21 protein-coding genes and 1 tRNA gene are annotated in these 17,160 nt (G+C 70.6%); 8 read left to right on the top strand and 14 right to left on the bottom strand.

Annotated elements, in window-relative coordinates; all coding sequences use genetic code 11:
• The first annotated feature begins 22 nt into the window (after nt 1-22).
• Nucleotides 23-1,516, top strand: a complete 1,494-nt coding sequence (locus SLINC_RS22025; protein ID WP_067445588.1) for an MFS transporter — start codon at nt 23-25, stop codon at nt 1,514-1,516.
• Between the two features lie 131 nt (nt 1,517-1,647).
• Nucleotides 1,648-2,415 (top strand): TetR/AcrR family transcriptional regulator, encoded by a 768-nt coding sequence (locus tag SLINC_RS22020; RefSeq protein ID WP_067435831.1) that lies wholly within the window; start codon nt 1,648-1,650, stop codon nt 2,413-2,415.
• Nucleotides 2,416-2,521: 106 nt separating this feature from the next.
• Here the strand turns inward: SLINC_RS22020 and SLINC_RS22015 are convergent, their stop codons facing one another.
• Together SLINC_RS22015 and SLINC_RS22010 are read right to left on the bottom strand one after the other, a co-directional pair.
• Complete coding sequence (locus SLINC_RS22015) at nt 2,522-2,995, bottom strand: PPOX class F420-dependent oxidoreductase (RefSeq protein ID WP_067435829.1); 474 nt, start codon at nt 2,993-2,995, stop codon at nt 2,522-2,524.
• A 33-nt stretch (nt 2,996-3,028) separates the two neighbouring features.
• Nucleotides 3,029-3,394 carry an STAS domain-containing protein gene (locus SLINC_RS22010; RefSeq protein WP_067435824.1) on the bottom strand — a complete coding sequence of 122 codons (366 nt, stop codon included), beginning with the start codon at nt 3,392-3,394 and terminating at the stop codon, nt 3,029-3,031.
• A 218-nt stretch (nt 3,395-3,612) separates the two neighbouring features.
• Between SLINC_RS22010 and SLINC_RS22005 the strand changes: the two genes are divergently transcribed.
• The 3 genes from SLINC_RS22005 (at nt 3,613) to SLINC_RS21995 (ending at nt 5,582) form a co-directional block, all read left to right on the top strand.
• Entirely contained in the window at nt 3,613-4,335 is a 723-nt protein-coding gene (locus SLINC_RS22005) for an ANTAR domain-containing protein (protein ID WP_067435821.1), read from the top strand.
• A 54-nt stretch (nt 4,336-4,389) separates the two neighbouring features.
• Entirely contained in the window at nt 4,390-5,106 is a 717-nt protein-coding gene (locus SLINC_RS22000) for a GAF and ANTAR domain-containing protein (protein WP_067435819.1), read from the top strand.
• 86 nt (nt 5,107-5,192) lie between these two features.
• Complete coding sequence (locus SLINC_RS21995; protein WP_225988355.1) at nt 5,193-5,582, top strand: hypothetical protein; 390 nt, start codon at nt 5,193-5,195, stop codon at nt 5,580-5,582.
• A 15-nt stretch (nt 5,583-5,597) separates the two neighbouring features.
• Here the strand turns inward: SLINC_RS21995 and SLINC_RS21990 are convergent, their stop codons facing one another.
• The 3 genes from SLINC_RS21990 to SLINC_RS21980 all read right to left on the bottom strand — a co-directional run bounded on the left by SLINC_RS21990 (nt 5,598) and on the right by SLINC_RS21980 (nt 9,588).
• Nucleotides 5,598-6,419: a YceI family protein gene (locus tag SLINC_RS21990; protein ID WP_067435813.1), complete on the bottom strand. Its 822-nt coding sequence runs from the start codon at nt 6,417-6,419 to the stop codon at nt 5,598-5,600.
• A 95-nt stretch (nt 6,420-6,514) separates the two neighbouring features.
• Complete coding sequence (locus SLINC_RS21985; protein ID WP_067435810.1) at nt 6,515-8,974, bottom strand: MFS transporter; 2,460 nt, start codon at nt 8,972-8,974, stop codon at nt 6,515-6,517.
• Nucleotides 8,975-9,063: 89 nt separating this feature from the next.
• Complete coding sequence (locus SLINC_RS21980; protein ID WP_067435808.1) at nt 9,064-9,588, bottom strand: MarR family winged helix-turn-helix transcriptional regulator; 525 nt, start codon at nt 9,586-9,588, stop codon at nt 9,064-9,066.
• 195 nt (nt 9,589-9,783) lie between these two features.
• Between SLINC_RS21980 and SLINC_RS21975 the strand changes: the two genes are divergently transcribed.
• On the top strand, nt 9,784-9,981 hold the full coding sequence (locus SLINC_RS21975; protein ID WP_067435804.1) for a hypothetical protein: 198 nt from the start codon (nt 9,784-9,786) through the stop codon (nt 9,979-9,981).
• 174 nt (nt 9,982-10,155) lie between these two features.
• Here SLINC_RS21975 and SLINC_RS21970 read toward each other — a convergent pair whose 3' ends face one another.
• The 4 genes from SLINC_RS21970 to SLINC_RS48535 all read right to left on the bottom strand — a co-directional run bounded on the left by SLINC_RS21970 (nt 10,156) and on the right by SLINC_RS48535 (nt 12,846).
• The gene (locus tag SLINC_RS21970) at nt 10,156-11,037 is read right to left on the bottom strand and encodes an RNA polymerase sigma factor SigF (RefSeq protein WP_067435801.1); all 882 of its coding nucleotides are present in this window, start codon (nt 11,035-11,037) and stop codon (nt 10,156-10,158) included.
• Nucleotides 11,038-11,340: 303 nt separating this feature from the next.
• Entirely contained in the window at nt 11,341-12,198 is an 858-nt protein-coding gene (locus SLINC_RS21965; protein WP_067435799.1) for an RNA polymerase sigma factor SigF, read from the bottom strand.
• 141 nt (nt 12,199-12,339) lie between these two features.
• Nucleotides 12,340-12,633: a Dabb family protein gene (locus SLINC_RS21960; RefSeq protein ID WP_067435797.1), complete on the bottom strand. Its 294-nt coding sequence runs from the start codon at nt 12,631-12,633 to the stop codon at nt 12,340-12,342.
• A gap of 36 nt (nt 12,634-12,669) precedes the next feature.
• The gene (locus SLINC_RS48535; RefSeq protein ID WP_170068277.1) at nt 12,670-12,846 is read right to left on the bottom strand and encodes a hypothetical protein; all 177 of its coding nucleotides are present in this window, start codon (nt 12,844-12,846) and stop codon (nt 12,670-12,672) included.
• A 187-nt stretch (nt 12,847-13,033) separates the two neighbouring features.
• Here SLINC_RS48535 and SLINC_RS21955 point away from each other — a divergent pair, with 187 nt between their 5' ends.
• Nucleotides 13,034-13,246: a PLDc N-terminal domain-containing protein gene (locus SLINC_RS21955; protein WP_159425351.1), complete on the top strand. Its 213-nt coding sequence runs from the start codon at nt 13,034-13,036 to the stop codon at nt 13,244-13,246.
• On the opposite strand, the gene SLINC_RS21950 is transcribed toward SLINC_RS21955, so the two are convergent.
• Nucleotides 13,235-14,119 carry a helix-turn-helix domain-containing protein gene (locus tag SLINC_RS21950; RefSeq protein ID WP_067435793.1) on the bottom strand — a complete coding sequence of 295 codons (885 nt, stop codon included), beginning with the start codon at nt 14,117-14,119 and terminating at the stop codon, nt 13,235-13,237. The two genes, SLINC_RS21955 and SLINC_RS21950, sit on opposite strands and share 12 nt — an antisense overlap.
• The gene (locus SLINC_RS21945) at nt 14,116-14,919 is read right to left on the bottom strand and encodes a peptidoglycan-binding protein (RefSeq protein ID WP_067435791.1); all 804 of its coding nucleotides are present in this window, start codon (nt 14,917-14,919) and stop codon (nt 14,116-14,118) included. The genes SLINC_RS21950 and SLINC_RS21945 overlap by 4 nt, the downstream gene beginning before the upstream one ends.
• A 271-nt stretch (nt 14,920-15,190) precedes the next feature.
• On the opposite strand from SLINC_RS21945, the gene SLINC_RS21940 reads away from it, so the two are divergent.
• Nucleotides 15,191-15,646, top strand: coding sequence for a hypothetical protein (locus SLINC_RS21940; protein WP_067435789.1), 456 nt, complete (start codon nt 15,191-15,193; stop codon nt 15,644-15,646).
• 90 nt (nt 15,647-15,736) lie between these two features.
• On the opposite strand, the gene SLINC_RS21935 is transcribed toward SLINC_RS21940, so the two are convergent.
• The 3 genes from SLINC_RS21935 to SLINC_RS21925 all read right to left on the bottom strand — a co-directional run bounded on the left by SLINC_RS21935 (nt 15,737) and on the right by SLINC_RS21925 (nt 16,896).
• A tRNA-Ser gene (locus tag SLINC_RS21935) sits at nt 15,737-15,821 on the bottom strand.
• A gap of 53 nt (nt 15,822-15,874) precedes the next feature.
• Complete coding sequence (gene tadA, locus SLINC_RS21930) at nt 15,875-16,300, bottom strand: tRNA adenosine(34) deaminase TadA (RefSeq protein ID WP_067435786.1); 426 nt, start codon at nt 16,298-16,300, stop codon at nt 15,875-15,877.
• 56 nt (nt 16,301-16,356) lie between these two features.
• Nucleotides 16,357-16,896, bottom strand: coding sequence for a tRNA adenosine deaminase-associated protein (locus SLINC_RS21925; protein ID WP_067435783.1), 540 nt, complete (start codon nt 16,894-16,896; stop codon nt 16,357-16,359).
• Between the last annotated feature and the right edge of the window lie 264 nt (nt 16,897-17,160).

Below are 17,160 nucleotides of genomic sequence, written 5' to 3'. Positions count from 1 at the left end.
GAACTGCTCTACGGTGTACAGCATGACAACGTCCCCCCAGGAACAGGCACCTGCCCAGACCCCGCACGGCGGCCATCCGCAGCGCTGGCTGATCCTCGGCGTCATCTGCCTCGCCCAGCTCACCGTGCTGCTCGACAACACCGTCCTGAACGTTGCGATCCCCTCGCTCACCCGCGAACTCGACGCCTCCACCGCCGACATCCAGTGGATGATCAACGCCTACTCGCTCGTGCAGTCCGGCCTGCTGCTCACCGCGGGCAGCGCCGCCGACCGCTACGGCCGCAAGAAGCTGCTGATGGCGGGGCTCGCCCTGTTCGGCGTCGGTTCGCTCGTGGCCGGTCTCGCCACCACCAGCGGCCAGCTGATCGCGGCCCGCGCCGGCATGGGCGTCGGCGGAGCGCTGCTGATCACCACCACGCTCGCCGTGGTCGTCCAGATCTTCGACGACTCCGAGCGGGTGAAGGCGATCGGCCTCTGGTCCACCGTCAACTCCCTCGGCTTCGCCACCGGCCCTCTGATCGGCGGTGTGATGCTCGACCACTTCTGGTGGGGCGCGATCTTCCTCATCAACATCCCGGTCGCGGTGATCGGCCTCGTGGCCGTCCTGACCATGGTCCCCGAGTCCAAGAACCCCCAGGGCGACCGCCCCGACCTGCTCGGCGCGCTGCTCTCCACGATCGGCATGACGGGCGTCGTCTACGCGATCATCTCCGGCCCGGAGCACGGCTGGACCTCCACGACCACGCTCACCTCCGCCGCCACAGGCCTGATCGTCCTGGCCGGCTTCGCCGCGTGGGAGCTGCGCATCCCGTACCCCATGCTCGACATGCACTTCTTCCGCAACCAGCGCTTCACCGGCGCCGTCGCGGGCGCGATCCTCGTCGCCTTCGGCATGGCCGGCTCGCTCTTCCTGCTCACCCAGCACCTCCAGTTCGTCCTCGGATACGGCCCGCTGGAGGCGGGTCTGCGCACGGCGCCCTTCGCCCTCACGATCGTCGCCCTCAACCTCACCGGCGTGAGCGCCAAGCTCCTGCCGAGGATCGGTACACCGCTGACGATCGCCGTCGGCATGACCTGCCTCGCGGTCGGCCTCGCCGCGATCGCCCTGCTCGGCGGTGACGGCTACGGCGGCATGCTGCTCGGCCTGGTCGTCATGGGCGCCGGTGTCGCCTACGCCATGCCCGCCATGGCCAACGCCGTCATGAGCGCGATCCCGCCGGAGAAGGCGGGGGTGGGCGCGGGCGTCAACGGCACGCTCGCGGAGTTCGGGCAGGGGCTCGGTGTCGCGGTGCTCGGCGCCGTCCTGAACTCCCGGTTCGCGGCCCTGGTTTCGGTGGCGGCGTCCTTGCCGGCGGCGCTGGCCGAGGCGGGGTCGGCCCAGGAGCGGCGGGAGATCACCGACGCGTTCGCCTCCGGCCTGGAGACCAGTCAGCTGGTGGGCGCGGGTGCGGTGTTCCTCGGAGGGATGGTCGCCGCCCTGTTGTTGCGGCGTGCTGAGCGGGCAGTGTCCGTCTAGGAACTCGGTGCGTGGGGCCCGCCTGCGGCTACGGGTACGTTGTGGCTGGTCGCGCCCACGCGGCGGAGCCGCAGATCGACACAGCCTCGCTCCCCTCAGGGGTGGTGACCACACATCCAGGAAGGTGCGCCATGGCGAACGCAGGCCGGCAGCAGGCCGGGAGCCGGACCAGTGTCTGGCTCCAGGGCAAGGCGCGCCGGAGCGGGCGGGGCGGCGGGCAGCCGTCGGGGCTGGACCGGGAGCGCATCACCGAGGTGAGCGTGCGGCTGCTGGACACGGAGGGCCTGGCCAAGTTCTCGATGCGGCGGCTGGCCGCGGAGCTGAACGTGACCGCGATGTCCGTCTACTGGTACGTCGACACCAAGGACGACCTGCTCGAACTCGCCCTGGACAGGGTCATGGCGGAGATGGGGCTGCCCGACGCGACGGCGGACGAGGACTGGCGCGACCAACTGCGCGTCCTGGCCCAGGAGTACCGGACCATGCTGGTCCGTCACCCCTGGGTGTCCCCGCTGGTCGGACGGTTCCTCAACATCGGCCCCCACCACCTGGCCTTCGCGCGCACCGTCCAGCAGGTCATCCGCAGGACCGGCCTGCCCGTCCACCGCGTCACCGGCGCCATCTCGGCCGTCTTCCAGTTCGTCTACGGCTACGGCACCATCGAGGGCCATTTCCACACGCGCGTCACCGACACGGGCATGACCCCCGACGAGTACTTCCGCACCTCTCTGGACGACTTCTCGGGCGTGGCCGAAGCCTCCGAAGTCCTCCAGGAGTCCGCCGAGATCATGCGGGCCCGGGGCGGCGACACGGTCCAGGAGATGATGGACCGGGACTTCACCTTCGCCCTGGAACTCCTGGTGGCGGGCATCGAGGCGATGGTGACAAGGGGAGAGTGAACCCACCTAAGGGGCGCGGGGCTGTGTCGATCTGCGGCTCCGCCGCGTGGGCGCGACCAGCCACAACGAACCCGCAGTCGCCCACGAACCGCCACGCCCCGAGCTCTCACGCGTCCGGCGAAGCCAACCGCGCCGGGAAACCGCCCGTGGCGACCGGCCCCCACCGCTCCGGCGTGACCCGGATGATCGACTTGCCCTGCTTGACCATCGCCTCCCGGTACTCGTCCCAGTCGGGGTGCTCGCCGGCGATGTTCCGGTAGTACTCCACCAAGGGCTCCACGGACTCGGGGGAGTCGAGCACCTCGGCGGTCCCGTCCACCTGCACCCACGGCCCGTTCCAGTCGTCGCTCAGCACGAGCAGGCTCACCCGCTCGTCCCGCTTGGCGTTACGGGTCTTGGCCCGCTCGGGGTAGGTGGAGACGACGATCCGGCCCGAGTCGTCGACCCCGCAGGTGAGCGGAGAGGCCTGCGGAGAGCCGTCCCCGCGCCGCGTCAGCAGCACGGCCCGGTGCCGGGGCCGTACGAAGTCCAGCAACTCGTCGAGGGAAACAGCCTGGTTCGTCGCGATGTTCGGTGCCATGGGCCCACCTTAGGACGCCGGAGCCTTCGGTGGTCAGGACGCCAGGGCCTCGTCCAGGCCGTCGTACACCGGCACGTCCCGCCGTAGCCCGGTCAGCTCCATGACGCGGCGGCACACGCCCTCGGGATCCGCGGCCACCACGCACCGCACGCCGGGCCGGAGGCGGCGGCGGACGTCGTCGACGAGACGGGCGCCCTGGGTGTCCATGAAGTGCGTGGCGGTCAGGTCCAGGACCAGGAGCCGCAGCCGGTCGCCGCGGGCGTCCACGGCGGTCATGACACGGTCGAACAGCGGCGCCGCGTTGCAGAGGTCGATCTCGGGAGGCAGGGCGAGAAGGGTGGTGCAGCCGGGCAGATCACGCAGACCGCGCAGCTCGCACGGATTCGGGAGGAAGGTCATGGCGCTCACCTGGTAGACGATCGTCCGGATTCCGGAGCGGCCACTTCCTGACCATGTCCCCACCATTCCACCACGGGGAGAAGGCGTCCGGAAGTGGTTCCCGCCTTGGTCGGCCGAACGTCACTTGGACGCAACGGAGCAGATAAAGTGCTGTCCGTCCTGTGCTCGCAGTCGGGAATGTGCTGCGGAGCTCTCCTGCGCACGGTCGTTGGCCGTGCATGCCGAAGAGGTTCGTGGTGGCTGCGTCCGAGTTTCCTGATTTGCCCCTTTTTTCTGCCGGTTTCGATCTGGCGGAAGCGCTGACGGTGGCAGCTCAGCAACTGCACGACACGGCCACTCCGCAGAGCACCCTGCGTACCGCGGTCCGCCTCGCCGTGCACCTCCTGCCCGGTGCCGACCACGCCGGTATCTCGGTGATCGAACGCCCCCACCACCGCCGTACGGTCGCCTGGACCGACGAGGTCGTGCGTTCGGCCGAGTCCGGGCACACGGACCGCGACCGGCCCCCGTACTGGGACGACCTGTGGACCGCGCCCGTCGTACGCGTGAAGGACAGCGAGGCCGACGACGGCGGGCGGATGCTGTCGGACCTGGGCCTGCGCTCGGCGCTGTCGCTGCGGCTGCGCGCCGACCGCCGCCGGCTGACCGTGCTCACGGCGTACGCCCGCAAGCCGCGCGTCTTCGACGAGGCGGCCACCCGGGTCGGCCGGCTGTTCACCGCGCACGTCAGCCTCGCCCTGGACTCGGCCACCGTACGGGAGCAGCTGACGGAGGCCATGCGGACCCGGGACCTGATCGGGCAGGCCACCGGGATCCTGATGGAGCGCATGACCATGGACGCGGCGGAGGCCTTCGAGTCCCTGGTGAAGGCCTCGCAGCGGGAGAACATCAAGTTGCGCGACCTCGCCCGCCGCATCGTCGATGCGAACAACGCCACATGAACGGTTGGGGCGGCCCGGGGCGTTAACGGCCGTTGACGGGATATCCGTACGGTCATGAGCCCTGACACGCCCGACACGCTGGAAATGGCCATCGTGCGCAGCAGCGGTCTCGACACGCTGCTGCGCGATCTCACCGACCGCGCGGTGCAGGCGGTGCCCGGAGCGGCCGCGTGCAGCATCACGGTGCGCCGCGCCGACCGGCTGCTGACCCTGGCCGGCAGCAGCGGCCTGCCCGGCGGCCTCGACATGCGCCAGTACGAGAACGGCTCGGGGCCGTGTGTGGAGGCCGCCGCGACCAACGCCGAGCAGTACGCCCCCGACCTGGCCGTGGAGACCCGCTGGCCCACCTACACCTCGTACGCGGTCTCCGCCGGGGTGCGCTCGGTGCTGGCGGTGCCGATCGACGTGGAGGGCGAGAGAGGCGCCGCGCTCAACCTCTACGGCGTCGAGCCCGACGCGCTGGGCCGGGGCCGGGACGCCGCCCGTGCGTTCGCGGTCCGGGCGGCCGACGCGATCAACGTGGCCCTGCGTGTCGAGCGCCGCCACGAGTCCACCGCCGACGTGCGCACCGCCCTGCTCTCCCGCAGCGTCATCGACCAGGCGATCGGCATCCTGATGGCCCGCGAGCGGATCGACGCCCAGATCGCCCTGGACCGGCTGCGCCGGGTCTCGCAGGACCGCAACGTCAAGCTCCGGGACCTGTGCACCGACCTGGTGGACCGGGTCAGCGGCAACGGCCGGCCGACGGACGCGCGCAACGGCCGCGGCTGAGGGCGCCCCCGCGCGGCGGGATCGTCGTGGCGGCGGGTTCGCGCGGACGCCTGCGCGGGCCTTGCCCGACCCCCTACCGTTTTCCCATGAGCGCATCGGACCTCGGACCCGAGGACCAGTGGCCGCTGCCGCCCGCGTGGATGTGGGACTGCACCGAGTGCGTCCGCCGCTACGAGGCGATGAAGCACGTACAGGCCGTCATCGCCGGGCTGACCGCCGAGGACCCCGGCGTCGACTGGGACGTCACCGACAGCATCGTCGGGACGCAGATCAGCCTGAGCCGTCATCTGGCCGACGCGCACCGCGACGCGCTGCCCGACTACGACCCCTCCTGCCGTACCTGCGCCGAGCACCGGGAGTCCGTGGACCGCAGGGCCCGCAGCAGCCCCGACCTGCTCCAGGGCGCCGTCATGGTGGCCGAGGAGCACCGCGCCCGCCATCTGTTCGCCCCGCCCCGCATCGTCGGGCTGATGTGAGCGGGCCCGGGGCCCTCAGCCCTGCGGCAGCGACTCCCCCTGCACGGCCTGGATGTCCAGCTCCACCCTGAGCGTCGTGCCGATGGCGGCGATACCGGCCTGGACGACCTGGTTGTAGTTCATGGCGAAGTCCTCCCGGTGCAGCTCGGCCGTGGCCCGGAAGGCCGCCCGGGTGCCGCCCCAGGGGTCCGCGCCCGTGCCCAGGTAGGCGAGGTCCACGTCGACCGGCCGCACCACGCCGTGCAGGCTCAGCTCGCCGTGCACGGTCCAGCGGTCGGACCCGGCCGGGGTGAGCCCCGTGGACCGGTAGGTCAGCTCCGGGAACCGCTCGACGTCCAGGAAGTCCGCCGACCTCAGGTGGGTGTCCCGCATGCCGTTGCCGGTGTCGATGGACGCGGCCCGGATCACCGCCTCCACCCGGGACCTGGTCACGTCGTCCGGCGCGACCTCGATCACCCCGGAGAACTCCGTGAACCGGCCGCGCACACTGGAGATCCCCAGGTGCTGGGCGACCGCGGCCACCCCGGAGTGCGCCGGGTCGATCGTCCAGGGCCCGGGCGGGGGCAGCTCGGTGCCGCCCTGCCGGGCCAGGGTCACCGTGCCGACCTCGGCCCGCCCGCTCGCGGTGACGATCGCGCTGGAGGCGGCCGGCGCGTACCCGACGGCCGTGACGATCACGGTGTACGCCCCCGGCGCCAGAGCGGTCTCGTCCCGTACGGCGCCCTCACCGTCCGCCTCGGCGCGCAGCACCTGCGAGCCGGTCATGTCGGTCACCGTGACGACCGCGTGCGACACGGCCCAGCCGTCCCGCGTACGGATCTTCGCGGTCAGTCCCATCTCGTCAACTCCTCGCATGAGACCGGCCCGTGGCGAGCGGGCCTCGCGCACCTCCGCTCGAAGTGCGCGCCCACCGCCACGGGCCGGGGTCCGAACTACTCGCTGTGGTGGGCGAGTTCGATGTCGTGGTCGTCGACCCCGCGGCCGCCGACCGTCAGCGCCGTCGCCACCGGCGGGTAGCCGGTCGCGATGACCGTGTAGTCGCCGCCGTCCAGATCGGTGAAGGCGTACGCCCCGTCGGGACCCGTGGTGGCGGTGCCGACCACGTTGCCCGCCGCGTCGACCAGGGTCACCCGGGCGTCGCCGAGGGGACCGTGCGGTGCCCGTACGACACCCTGGAGGTGCGCTCCGGCGTCGAGGTCGACCTCGATCCGGGTGACCCCGGTCCCGCCGACCTCGACGGGCAGGGCCTGCGGCCGGAACCCGGCGGCGTTGACGGCGACGGTCACCGGACCCGGCACCAGCTCGGCGAAGGCGAACTCGCCCTGCTCACCGGTGGATCCGGTGGCCAGCAGGTCCCCGCGCACATCGGTGACGATGACCATCGCGCCCTTGACGGCCTCCCCGTTCCGGGCGGCCCGCACCAGACCGTTCAGCCCGCTGGTGCCGCTGAGCAGGATGTCGTACGACACCGGCTCGTCGGCCACCACGACGGTGGAGGCCTGCGGCTGGAACCCGTCGGCGGAGGCGATCAGGACGTAGGAGCCCGCTCCGGGGACGCTCAGCGCGTAGGACCCGTCGGCCTGCGCGACCGCGCGGCCCAACTGCCGTCCGCCCAGCGAGATCAGCGTCACCGCCGCCTGCGGCACCGGCGCGCTCTCCGCGCCCCGCACGAAGCCGTGCACGGGGACACCGCCGGAGCCGGCGGCCTCCTCGGGCCGGGCGATCGTGGCCACGGCCGCGAGCCGCTGCATGCCCTCGGCACCGGTGTCGGCGCTCTCCGTGGCGGACTCGGCGACGGCCCAGCTCGGGACGCGCTCCCTGTCGGAAGCCGCGGCGGAGGCGGAGGTGGGGGCCGGGGCCGGGGTCTCCTCCGCGGTGGTCTGCGCCAGCGCGCCCTTGGTCTTCAGCGGAACCTCCTTGATGAACAGCGTGATGAGGAAGGCGACGGCGGCCAGTGCCCCGGCGATCAGGAACACGTCCGCGATGCCGTGGCCGTACGCGCTCTCCATGACCGTGCGCAGCGGCGCGGGCAGCTTGCTCATGTCCGGGATCTCGCCCGTGGAGCTCGAACCGGACGCGAGGGAGGCGTACTTGGGGCCGAGGTCGGTGATGCCGTCCTTGGCGTAGTCGGTGATGCGGTTGGCCATGACGGCACCGAGCGCCGAGACGCCCATCGCACCGCCGAGGGACCGGAAGAAGGTGACCGTGGAGCTGGCCGAGCCGAGGTCGGCGGGGGCGACCTGGTTCTGCGTGGACAGCACCAGGTTCTGCATCATCATGCCGATACCGAGACCGAGCAGGCCCATGAAGACCGCGATCTTCCAGTACGGGGTGTCGTACCGGATGGTCCCCAGCAGTCCGAGGCCCGCCGTGATGAGCACGCCACCGCTGACCAGCCAGGCCTTCCAGCGGCCGGTGCGGGTGATGAACTGCCCGGAGACGGTGGAGGAGATGAACAGACCGGCGATCATCGGGATCGTCAGCACACCCGACATGGTCGGGGACTTGTCCCGGGCCAGCTGGAAGTACTGGGCGAAGAAGACCGTGCCGGAGAACATCGCGACGCCGACGAACATCGAGGCGAGCGAGGACAGCGTGATGGTGCGGTTGCGGAACAGCCGCAGCGGGATGATCGGCTCGCTGGCCCTGGTCTCGACGAGCACGAAGACCAGGCCGAGCAGGATAGAGCCGCCGATCATCGTGTACGTCTGCCAGGACAGCCAGTCGTACTTGTCACCGGCGAAGGTGACCCACACCAGCAGCAGCGAGACCGCGGCCGAGATGAAGAACGCGCCGGCCCAGTCGACCTTGACCTGACGCTTGACGACCGGCAGGTGCAGGGTCTTCTGGAGCACGATCAGCGCGATCACGGCGAAGGGCACGCCGACGTAGAAGCACCAGCGCCAGCCCAGCCAGCTGGTGTCGGTGATGACACCGCCGAGCAGCGGGCCGCCGACGGTGGCGACGGCGAAGGTCGCGCCGAGGTAGCCGGAGTAACGCCCGCGCTCACGCGGGGAGATCATCGCCGCCATCACGATCTGCGCGAGGGCGGACAGACCGCCGACGCCGATGCCCTGCACGACGCGGAAGGCGATCAGCGTGCCGGCGTTGTGCGACAGACCGGCCGCCGCCGAACCCAGCACGTAGATGACGAGGGCTATCTGGACGAGCGCCTTCTTGCTGTACAGGTCGGAGAGCTTGCCCCACAGCGGGGTGGACGCGGTCATCGACAGCAGTGCGGCGGTGACGACCCAGGTGTAGGCGGACTGGCCGCCGCCGAGGTCGCCGATGATCTCCGGGAGGGCGTTCGAGACGATCGTGGACGACAGGATCGCCACGAACATCCCGAGCAGCAGCCCGGAGAGCGCTTCCATGATCTGCCGGTGCGTCATCGGGGCGCCGTCGGCGGGGGGCCCTCCCGAGTGCCTGGCGTGGGCCCGCACACCGGCCGGTGTGGTCGTTGCCATGAAGCTTCCTTCTCTTACTGGGTGGTCGCGGGTGTACGGGGAGACGGTTCGAGAACGGGGGATGCGGGGGGCCGGGGCTCGGTGTCGGCGGGGAGCGCGGCGGGCACGGCACGACAGTCGTCGAAGCTCGCCCTCAGCCGCGCCATGAGCGCGGTCAGCTGGGCCACCTCCTCGTCGCTCCAGTCGCCCAGCCGCTCGGCCAGCAGCCGGCCGGTCCGCCGGGACAGCTCCTCCAGCTGCGCCCGGCCCGCGGGCGTCAGGCGCAGGATGCGGGAGCGCTTGTCGGCCGGGTCGGGGGAGCGCTGGATCCAGCCCCGCTCGGCCACGTGGGCGACATGGCGGCTGGTGACCGACATGTCCACGGCGAGCAGCTCCGCGAGCTTGCTCATGCGCATGTCCCCGTGGCGCTCCAGCAGCGTCAGCACGGCGCCGGAACCGCTCGGGCAGCCGGACGGCATGATCCGTCCCAGCTCCCGCTTCACGGCGCCGAAGGCGCTGAACTGACGGATCAGCTCCTCGTACTGCGCCTGCTCGGCCATCACACCTCCCGGATTCGTTGCTCAGGGCAACCATAGAAGCTGTTGGTTGCTACAGGCAAATAAAACGAGGGGGGTGGCGGCTCAAAACTTGGCAAAGGCAAGTATTGCGACCGTAAATACGCAGGTCGCGGGATGTGGTACGGAGCGCGGGCCCCCACTTGGGTCGCACCCCTGGATTCGCTAGGGTCTCGGGGCATGGCTAACACCCAGGGCCCCCAGGGCACCAACGACCCCGCAGGCAGCACCCAGATGTTCCGCGCGTTCGTCGACGAGGCCCCTCAGGCCCGTCAGCAGCAGGCCGTCGCGTCCAGCGGTCCGCGTCTCGGCCTGATCATCGGCGTGGTCGTCGCGGTGGCGATCGTCGCGGCCGTGGCCTGGCTCGCGCTGAAGTAACCCCGCCGCCCCCACCTCCGCCGGTCGGACACGTCACCGTGCCCGACCGCGGGAACGGACGACGGCCGCCGATGCACCGATCAGGGCGCGCCGACGGCCGGTCCAGGTCACTCCAGGGTGTCGCGCCACGATGGCCGACGCTCTGTCGAACACGGACCCCGGCAAGGGGGCCGGTCAGTCGGAGATGAGTCCTTCCCGCAGCTGGGCCAGCGTGCGGGTGAGCAGCCGGGAGACGTGCATCTGGGAGATGCCGACCTCCTCGCCGATCTGCGACTGGGTCATGTTGGCGAAGAAGCGCAGCATGATGATCTGCCGCTCACGGGGCGGCAGCTTGGCCAGCAGCGGCTTCAGCGACTCCCGGTACTCGACGCCCTCCAGGGCGGTGTCCTCGTAGCCGAGGCGGTCCGCGAGGGAGCCCTCGCCGCCGTCGTCCTCCGGGGCCGGGGAGTCCAGCGAGGAGGCGGTGTAGGCGTTGCCGACCGCGAGGCCGTCGACGACGTCCTCCTCGGACACGCCCAGCACCGTGGCGAGTTCCGCCACCGTGGGAGAGCGGTCGAGCTTCTGGGAGAGCTCGTCGCTGGCCTTGGTGAGCGCCAGCCGCAGCTCCTGGAGCCGGCGCGGGACGCGCACCGACCACGAGGTGTCGCGGAAGAACCGCTTGATCTCGCCGACCACCGTCGGCATCGCGAACGTCGGGAACTCCACGCCCCGTTCGCAGTCGAAGCGGTCGATCGCCTTGATCAGGCCGATGGTGCCGACCTGGACGATGTCCTCCATCGGCTCGTTCCGCGAGCGGAAGCGAGCGGCCGCGTAGCGGACCAGCGGGAGGTTGAGCTCGATGAGGGTGTCCCGGACGTAGGCACGCTCGGGGCTGTTCTCGTCGAGTGCGGCGAGCCGCAGGAAAAGGGAGCGGGACAGGGTGCGGGTGTCGATGGCTCCCGAGGTCGGGATGGCCGGGGCCGTGACGGCCTCGACGGCCGTAACGTCGTCGAGCGCGGGCGCAGCCTCGCTCTTCGTGAGCGTGAGCACCTTCGAGCTGCCCTGGTCTGCGGACATGCCACCCCCTTTGGGTCGCGAGGACGGTCGCGGCGAACGCCCCATGGAGGAACGATGCCTTCACCTGAATACCGGAGCCGAGGCCCCGGCAAACGCGCTTCCGGCAGAATGTCACATGTCGGCAACACGCTGTAGTGACATGTCGACATGCAAGACGTGAATACGCCCTGGATGAAGGGGGTCTGACGGTTTTTCGGCGCAGAAATGCAGGGATCTACGCCGGTGAGCGATTCGCTCGCGCCGGTGATACCTCGATCACCCTTGCGATCTGCGGTGTTCCGAAGTGTGCGCCCTGTGCGCCTCTTATGCCTCGATCCGATTGGCGGATCGCAGCCGCTGGAAGCTACGCGCGAGTAGCCGTGAGACATGCATCTGGGAGACGCCGAGTTCCGCACTGATCTGCGACTGGGTGAGATTGCTGTAGTAGCGCAGCAGCAGAATTCGCTGTTCGCGTTCCGGGAGTTGGACCAGCAGATGCCGGACGAGGTCACGGTGCTCCACGCCGTCCAGCGCCGGGTCCTCGTAGCCGAGCCGGTCGAGGATCCCCGGCAGCCCGTCGCCCTCCTGCGCGGCCTCCAGCGAGGTGGCGTGGTACGACCGCCCGGCCTCGATGCAGGACAGCACCTCCTCCTCGGTGATGCGCAGCCGCTCGGCGATCTCGCCGGTGGTCGGAGTGCGCCCGAAGGTGGTCGTCAGGTCCTCGGTGGCGCCGTTGACCTGCACCCACAGCTCGTGCAGCCGGCGCGGTACGTGGACCGTGCGGACGTTGTCCCGGAAGTACCGCTTGATCTCGCCGATGACGGTCGGCATGGCGAACGTCGGGAACTGCACACCCCGGTCCGCGTCGAAGCGGTCGATGGCGTTGATCAGCCCGATGGTGCCGACCTGGATGACGTCCTCCATCGGCTCGTTGCGGGAGCGGAAGCGGGCGGCCGCGTAGCGCACGAGCGGGAGGTTGGCCTCGATGAGGGCCCCGCGCACCCGGTTGTGCTCCGGGGTGCCCGGCTGCAAGCCCTTGAGCTGCGCGAAGAGCACCTGGGTGAGGGCCCGGGTGTCGGCGCCTCGGCTGCGTTGGGGAGTGGCTGCCGCAACCTGTTGGGGCGGCGCAGTACTGGCCGACACGGTCAACGCCACCTCTTCATCGGTCAACTCATCCGTCAAAAGCGGTCATAGCATCACAAGACATGTGCACTGTGTGCAAGCACCGCATAATCCGTGTTATGCCGTGTTGAGCAGCACGTTGGGGCCCAAGACGCAGCGAGCCCCCTGCCGTTCCCGGCAGGGGGCTCGAACGTGGAGGCCTCAGAACTCGTAGTCGGCGACCACCCAGGTGGCGAACTCCCGCCACAGGGCGACGCCCTCCTGGTGGGCGGGATGCTCCAGGTACCGCTTCAGGGCGCCGGTGTCCTCGACCGCGGAGTTGATGGCGAAGTCGTAGGCGATGGGCCGCTCGCTGATGTTCCAGCCGAGCTCCCAGAACCGCAGCTCCTCGATCTGCTCGCCGAGGGCCCGGAAGGCCGCCTCCCCCGCCACGACCCGTGGGTCGTCGCGCTCGACACCCTCGTTGAGCTTGAAGAGGACGAGGTGGCGGATCATCTGGGCTCCCTGGTTGCCGCGCAGGCTGTCACGCCGCTACTTCGCCCCGTCGGCGAGCCAGCTGAAGAAGTCGCCGATGGACTTGGCGGCGTCCGATATGCCCTCGAACCCTATCTGGACGTAGTCCGCGGCCTTCGCCGGGTCCGTGATGATTATGTAGAGCACGAAGACCACGAGCACATAGACGGCGATCTTCTTCGCGTTCACCGCCATCGCGGCCTCCCCTGTCTCCCCGGTCACAAATACGCCAACGAGCGCACATGATCGCACGAAGGGGGCGGTCTGACGACGGTGATGATGTGTGAACCGTGCGGGGGGTCTCGTCCGATGAGGGGGTGAGCGCCGGTCCACAGGGGGCACGGGGCGGCAGCGGAAGAGGAGAAGACCGATGCTGATATGGATGACCTTGGGACTCGTGGCCGTCATCGGCGTGCTGTACGTGCAGACCCTGCTCGACTGCGTCCGCACCCCGGCGGCGCAGGTCCGCTACGTACCGAAACTGCTGTGGCTGCTCTTCCTCCTCCACGCCCCCATCCTCGGTGCCCTCATCTGGACCTACTTCGGCAAGCGGCCCGAGCGGGCGGGCGAGGTGTCGTCGATGTCACTGGCCTGACGCCACCGGAGGTGAGGGCGGCCGGGTCGTGGTGGCGGCCCCGCCCACGCGGGCATCGAAGCACTCCCGTTCGCCGTCGGCCGACGCGGGCAGGAAGCAGGCCCGGACGGTGCTGCCGGAACGGACCTCGGCCATCCCGGTGTAGACGAAGGTCGCCGCGTCGTCCTTGTTCCTGACGCGCACGCCGTACGTCGGTCCGCCCGCCGTGACGTCCAGCCGGTCGCCGATCTCGGTCCCCCAGGCCCGGGCCCAGCTCGCACCGCACTTCCTGCTGTGGCGCAGCTCGACGTGGGCGCCGGTGGCCGTGCGGTGCGAGGCGAGGGTGTCGGGGCCGACGCCGCAGATCAGGCGCATCGGGTCCCGGCCTTCGCAGGCGGCTCCGTGGCACTGGGGAGCGAGGGAGAACGGGACGGAGGCCGGCCGCGGTTCGTCCTCCTGAGCCTTCGAGTCCGGCAGCAGGAGGAACAGCAGCGCCGCGACACCACCGACGATCATCGTGTACACCGACGCCAGCGCCACCAGGAGCCTGCGCCCGCCAAGTCGCCGCCGCCAGGTCCCGGCGGGTGGTGGCGCCTCCTGAGGGTGCGGCCGCGACGGCTCGTCCGCGTCAGGGGCGGCTGCGCGGGCCACCGCGCGTCCGCTCCACTGCGACTCGGCGATCTCCCACAGGGCCAGCAGCCGCCCGTCCGGTTCGTTCGCGAGCCGGCACAGTTCCCGTACGGCCTGGCGAGGGGGCAGGCTCTTGCCGTTGAGGTAGCGCTCCCACGAGGACTTGCTGTACGCCGTTCGCTCCGCCAGCGCCGCCAGGCTCAGCCCCGCACCGGCCCGCAGCTCCCGCAGCACCGCGATCAGCCGGGTGTGTTCCGCGGTCACTTCGGATCCGCCTCCCGCAGGGCCTGCCAGGTGGGCGGGTCGATGACTCCGTTCACGATCAGCCCGTTCTGCTTCTGCATGCGTTCGACCGCTCGCCGTGTCTTGGGTCCGAAGGAGCCGTCGATGTCCCCCGGCTCCGCTCCCGCCCGGCGCAGCAGGCACTGCGCCTCGGCCACTTCGAGCCCCACCTGGGTGTTGGACAGGAGGACGTCCGTGGTCCGGCTCAGGCCCGCGTACCAGCGGCCGTCACGCTGTTTCAGCCGACAGGTGTAGAGGACCGGCACCATGGACTCCGACCAGGTGGCCGGGGCCGTCGCGGCAGCACCGCCGCGCTCGCGCGCGAGCTGGGCACGGGCCTCGGTGAGCCGCACCGCCAGCACGAGCGCCACGGAGACGGACAGCACCGTGACCACGGCTCCCGCCGCGACCGCGACGCGCAGATGACGCCCGTACGGCTGCGGCTTCGCGGGGGCGGGGGCGTCCGCCGGTGTCGCGGAGGGGTTCTCGGGGGCACCGGTGGTGACGGTCCGCCCCTCCGCCCAGCGTTGGACGGCGATCTCGTGCAGGGCCAGCAGCCGGGTCGGATCCTCACCGCCGATACGGGCCATCGCCTCGACGGCCTCCCGCGGCGGCAGGGACCTGCCGTTCAGATACCGCTGCCACGACTTCGCGCTGTACCCGGTCCTCGCGGCCAGTCGCCGCGTGCTCAGTTCACTGCCGTCCTTCAGCCGTCGCAGTCGCACGATCAACTGGTGGACGTGCGGATGCAGTTCTGCGGGCAGTTCGTTCCAGCGCGACACGCTTCCCCCACTCGCGTTCGGGACCGCAGACCCGGTCCCCCCGTGTCCCGGCCTCATTCTGCATCAGCTGCCACGGGGATCACAGAGCGGGCATCCCGTCCCGCCGCGGGGACTTGTCGTGTGACATCTGAGCAGGTCAGCGCGTGGGACGTCCCGGGACGAGGTCACTTCCCCGCCAGCTGTGGCCGACCAACGCGCCGAACCCGCAGTCTCGTTGCGGAGCCGGCCACCGCGGTCGGCTCCGCCCAGCCACCTCACCAGGAGCGTTCCCTTGAAGCTGAACAGAAAGATGGCGGCGACCCTCCTCACCGCCGGCCTGGCCGCGACCTCGACCATGCTGACGGCCCCGTCCGCCTCCGCCGACAGCATGCACGGCTGCTCGTACCCGCGCGTCTGTGTGTACGACGACGCCTACTCCGGCGGTAACCCCTACGGCTGGTACCAGGACTACACCTACCAGCCCATCCTCGGCGGCGGGAACCGGGTGGTCGCGGTCGTCAACACCCGTAACGACGACTCCGTCTGGCTGATCGACCAGGGCGCCTCCCCGGACGCGTACATCTGCATCCCGCGCGACACCCCCGTCAACCTCGGCAGCCACAAGCACCCCGGAGGCGACAGCTGGGCGTTCGAAGCCGACGCCATCAAGATCTGGAACGACAACGGAACGTGCAGCGGCGACTTCAAGGTGAGCCAGGGCCGCATCAAGGACGGCTGGCGCCCCTGACCGGCCTGCTGTCCCTGGAAGTCGTCAACTGACGGCACCTTGGACGGAGAAGCACGAAGGGCCCCGTCTCACGACAGGGCCCTTCAGAAGCGGTAGCGGAGGGATTTGAACCCTCGGTGACTTGCGCCACACTCGCTTTCGAGGCGAGCTCCTTCGGCCGCTCGGACACGCTACCGAGGGAGACTTTACAGCACGCTGGGGCGTGCTTTGAAATCGGTATTCGGGCCTTCAGCGGCTTCGGAAGAAGTCGGTGAGAAGCCGGGCGCACTCCTCGGCGAGCACGCCCTCGATGACCTCGGGCCGGTGGTTGAGCCGCCGGTCGCGGACGACGTCCCACAGGGAGCCGGCCGCGCCCGCCTTGTCGTCCCGGGCGCCGTAGACCACGCGGTCGACCCGGGACTGCACGAGGGCGCCGGCGCACATCGTGCAGGGTTCCAGCGTCACGACGAGCGTGCAGCCGGTCAGCCGCCACGCGCCGACCTCGGTGGCGGCCCGGCGGATCGCGAGGACCTCGGCGTGGCCGGTCGGATCGCCGGTGGCCTCGCGTTCGTTGTGTCCGGCCCCGAGCACGGTGGTGCCGTCCGGCCCCAGGACGACGGCTCCCACCGGCACGTCCGGGCCGGCCCGCCCGGCCTCGTCCAGGGCGAGCCGCATCGCGGCCCGCCAGCGGTCGCGTACCGGGTCGGGTGTCGGTTCCGTCGTCGACGGGGTCAGCGGACGGTCTCCAGGACCTCCGAGGCGCCGAGGGAATCGGCGATCTCGGTGAGCGCGTCCGCGGACAGCGCCTTCAGCTCCTTCACGCCGACGCCGAGGTCGTCGAGGATCTCGGCGTCGCCGACCGGGCCGTGCGGCACGGCCTCGCCGGTGCCGCCCGCCTCGGAGTCGTCGTCGTCCTCGTCCTCGTCCTCACCGTCCTCGGTGCCGTCGAGGTCGAGGGCGTCCAGGTCGGGCTCGTCGTCCCCGGGCTCCCTTCCGAGCAGTTCGTCGGTGAGCAGGATCTCGCCGTAACTGCTGCGAGCGGCGGCAGCGGCGTCCGAGACGTAGATGCGAGGGTCCTCCTCGCCGTCGATACGGACGACGCCGAACCAGGCGTCCTCCTGCTCGATGAGCACCAGCACCGTGTCGTCCTCGGGCGAGGCCTCACGTGCCAGGTCGGCCAGATCCGACAGCGTCTCCACATTGTCGAGGAGTTCTGTGTCGCTCGCTTCCCACCCGTCTTCGGTGCGCGCGAGCAGTGCGGCGAAGTACACCGTGACTCTCCCACTGGTCATAGGTGTGCCGGTTGGGGGTCCCCCCGGCGGAGGTTGCGGGCGGGGAGAGCTGTGCTCCGAGCCCCACCCACTCGGAATCGTGGCAGAAACCAGGCGCTCAGGGGACGTCTTCGGCTCCCTGTGTGTCCGGCTGCCGCCGATCTCGCGTTCATGGAGGGCTCACCAGCGCACTCGTCGCCGCCAACAGCGGATCGTACGCGGCTTTTCCGGGCGCCCACGCACGGCCACCGGTCCGGGGACCGC

The sequence above is a fragment of the Streptomyces lincolnensis genome, assembly GCF_001685355.1.
GTDB classification, from domain to species: domain Bacteria; phylum Actinomycetota; class Actinomycetes; order Streptomycetales; family Streptomycetaceae; genus Streptomyces; species Streptomyces lincolnensis.
Note: the sequence above shows the minus strand (reverse complement) of the source record. Positions and strands in the feature narration are given on the sequence as shown.

Coding starts and splice junctions, on each gene's coding strand:
- SLINC_RS22025 (WP_067445588.1), top strand. CDS start 23: ATGACAACGTCCCCCCAGGAACAGGCACCTGCCCAGACCCCGCACGGC.
- SLINC_RS22020 (WP_067435831.1), top strand. CDS start 1,648: ATGGCGAACGCAGGCCGGCAGCAGGCCGGGAGCCGGACCAGTGTCTGG.
- SLINC_RS22015 (WP_067435829.1), bottom strand. CDS start 2,995: ATGGCACCGAACATCGCGACGAACCAGGCTGTTTCCCTCGACGAGTTG.
- SLINC_RS22010 (WP_067435824.1), bottom strand. CDS start 3,394: ATGACCTTCCTCCCGAATCCGTGCGAGCTGCGCGGTCTGCGTGATCTG.
- SLINC_RS22005 (WP_067435821.1), top strand. CDS start 3,613: ATGCCGAAGAGGTTCGTGGTGGCTGCGTCCGAGTTTCCTGATTTGCCC.
- SLINC_RS22000 (WP_067435819.1), top strand. CDS start 4,390: ATGAGCCCTGACACGCCCGACACGCTGGAAATGGCCATCGTGCGCAGC.
- SLINC_RS21995 (WP_225988355.1), top strand. CDS start 5,193: ATGAGCGCATCGGACCTCGGACCCGAGGACCAGTGGCCGCTGCCGCCC.
- SLINC_RS21990 (WP_067435813.1), bottom strand. CDS start 6,419: ATGGGACTGACCGCGAAGATCCGTACGCGGGACGGCTGGGCCGTGTCG.
- SLINC_RS21985 (WP_067435810.1), bottom strand. CDS start 8,974: ATGACGCACCGGCAGATCATGGAAGCGCTCTCCGGGCTGCTGCTCGGG.
- SLINC_RS21980 (WP_067435808.1), bottom strand. CDS start 9,588: ATGGCCGAGCAGGCGCAGTACGAGGAGCTGATCCGTCAGTTCAGCGCC.
- SLINC_RS21975 (WP_067435804.1), top strand. CDS start 9,784: ATGGCTAACACCCAGGGCCCCCAGGGCACCAACGACCCCGCAGGCAGC.
- SLINC_RS21970 (WP_067435801.1), bottom strand. CDS start 11,037: ATGTCCGCAGACCAGGGCAGCTCGAAGGTGCTCACGCTCACGAAGAGC.
- SLINC_RS21960 (WP_067435797.1), bottom strand. CDS start 12,633: ATGATCCGCCACCTCGTCCTCTTCAAGCTCAACGAGGGTGTCGAGCGC.
- SLINC_RS48535 (WP_170068277.1), bottom strand. CDS start 12,846: ATGGCGGTGAACGCGAAGAAGATCGCCGTCTATGTGCTCGTGGTCTTC.
- SLINC_RS21955 (WP_159425351.1), top strand. CDS start 13,034: ATGACCTTGGGACTCGTGGCCGTCATCGGCGTGCTGTACGTGCAGACC.
- tadA (WP_067435786.1), bottom strand. CDS start 16,300: ATGCGGCTCGCCCTGGACGAGGCCGGGCGGGCCGGCCCGGACGTGCCG.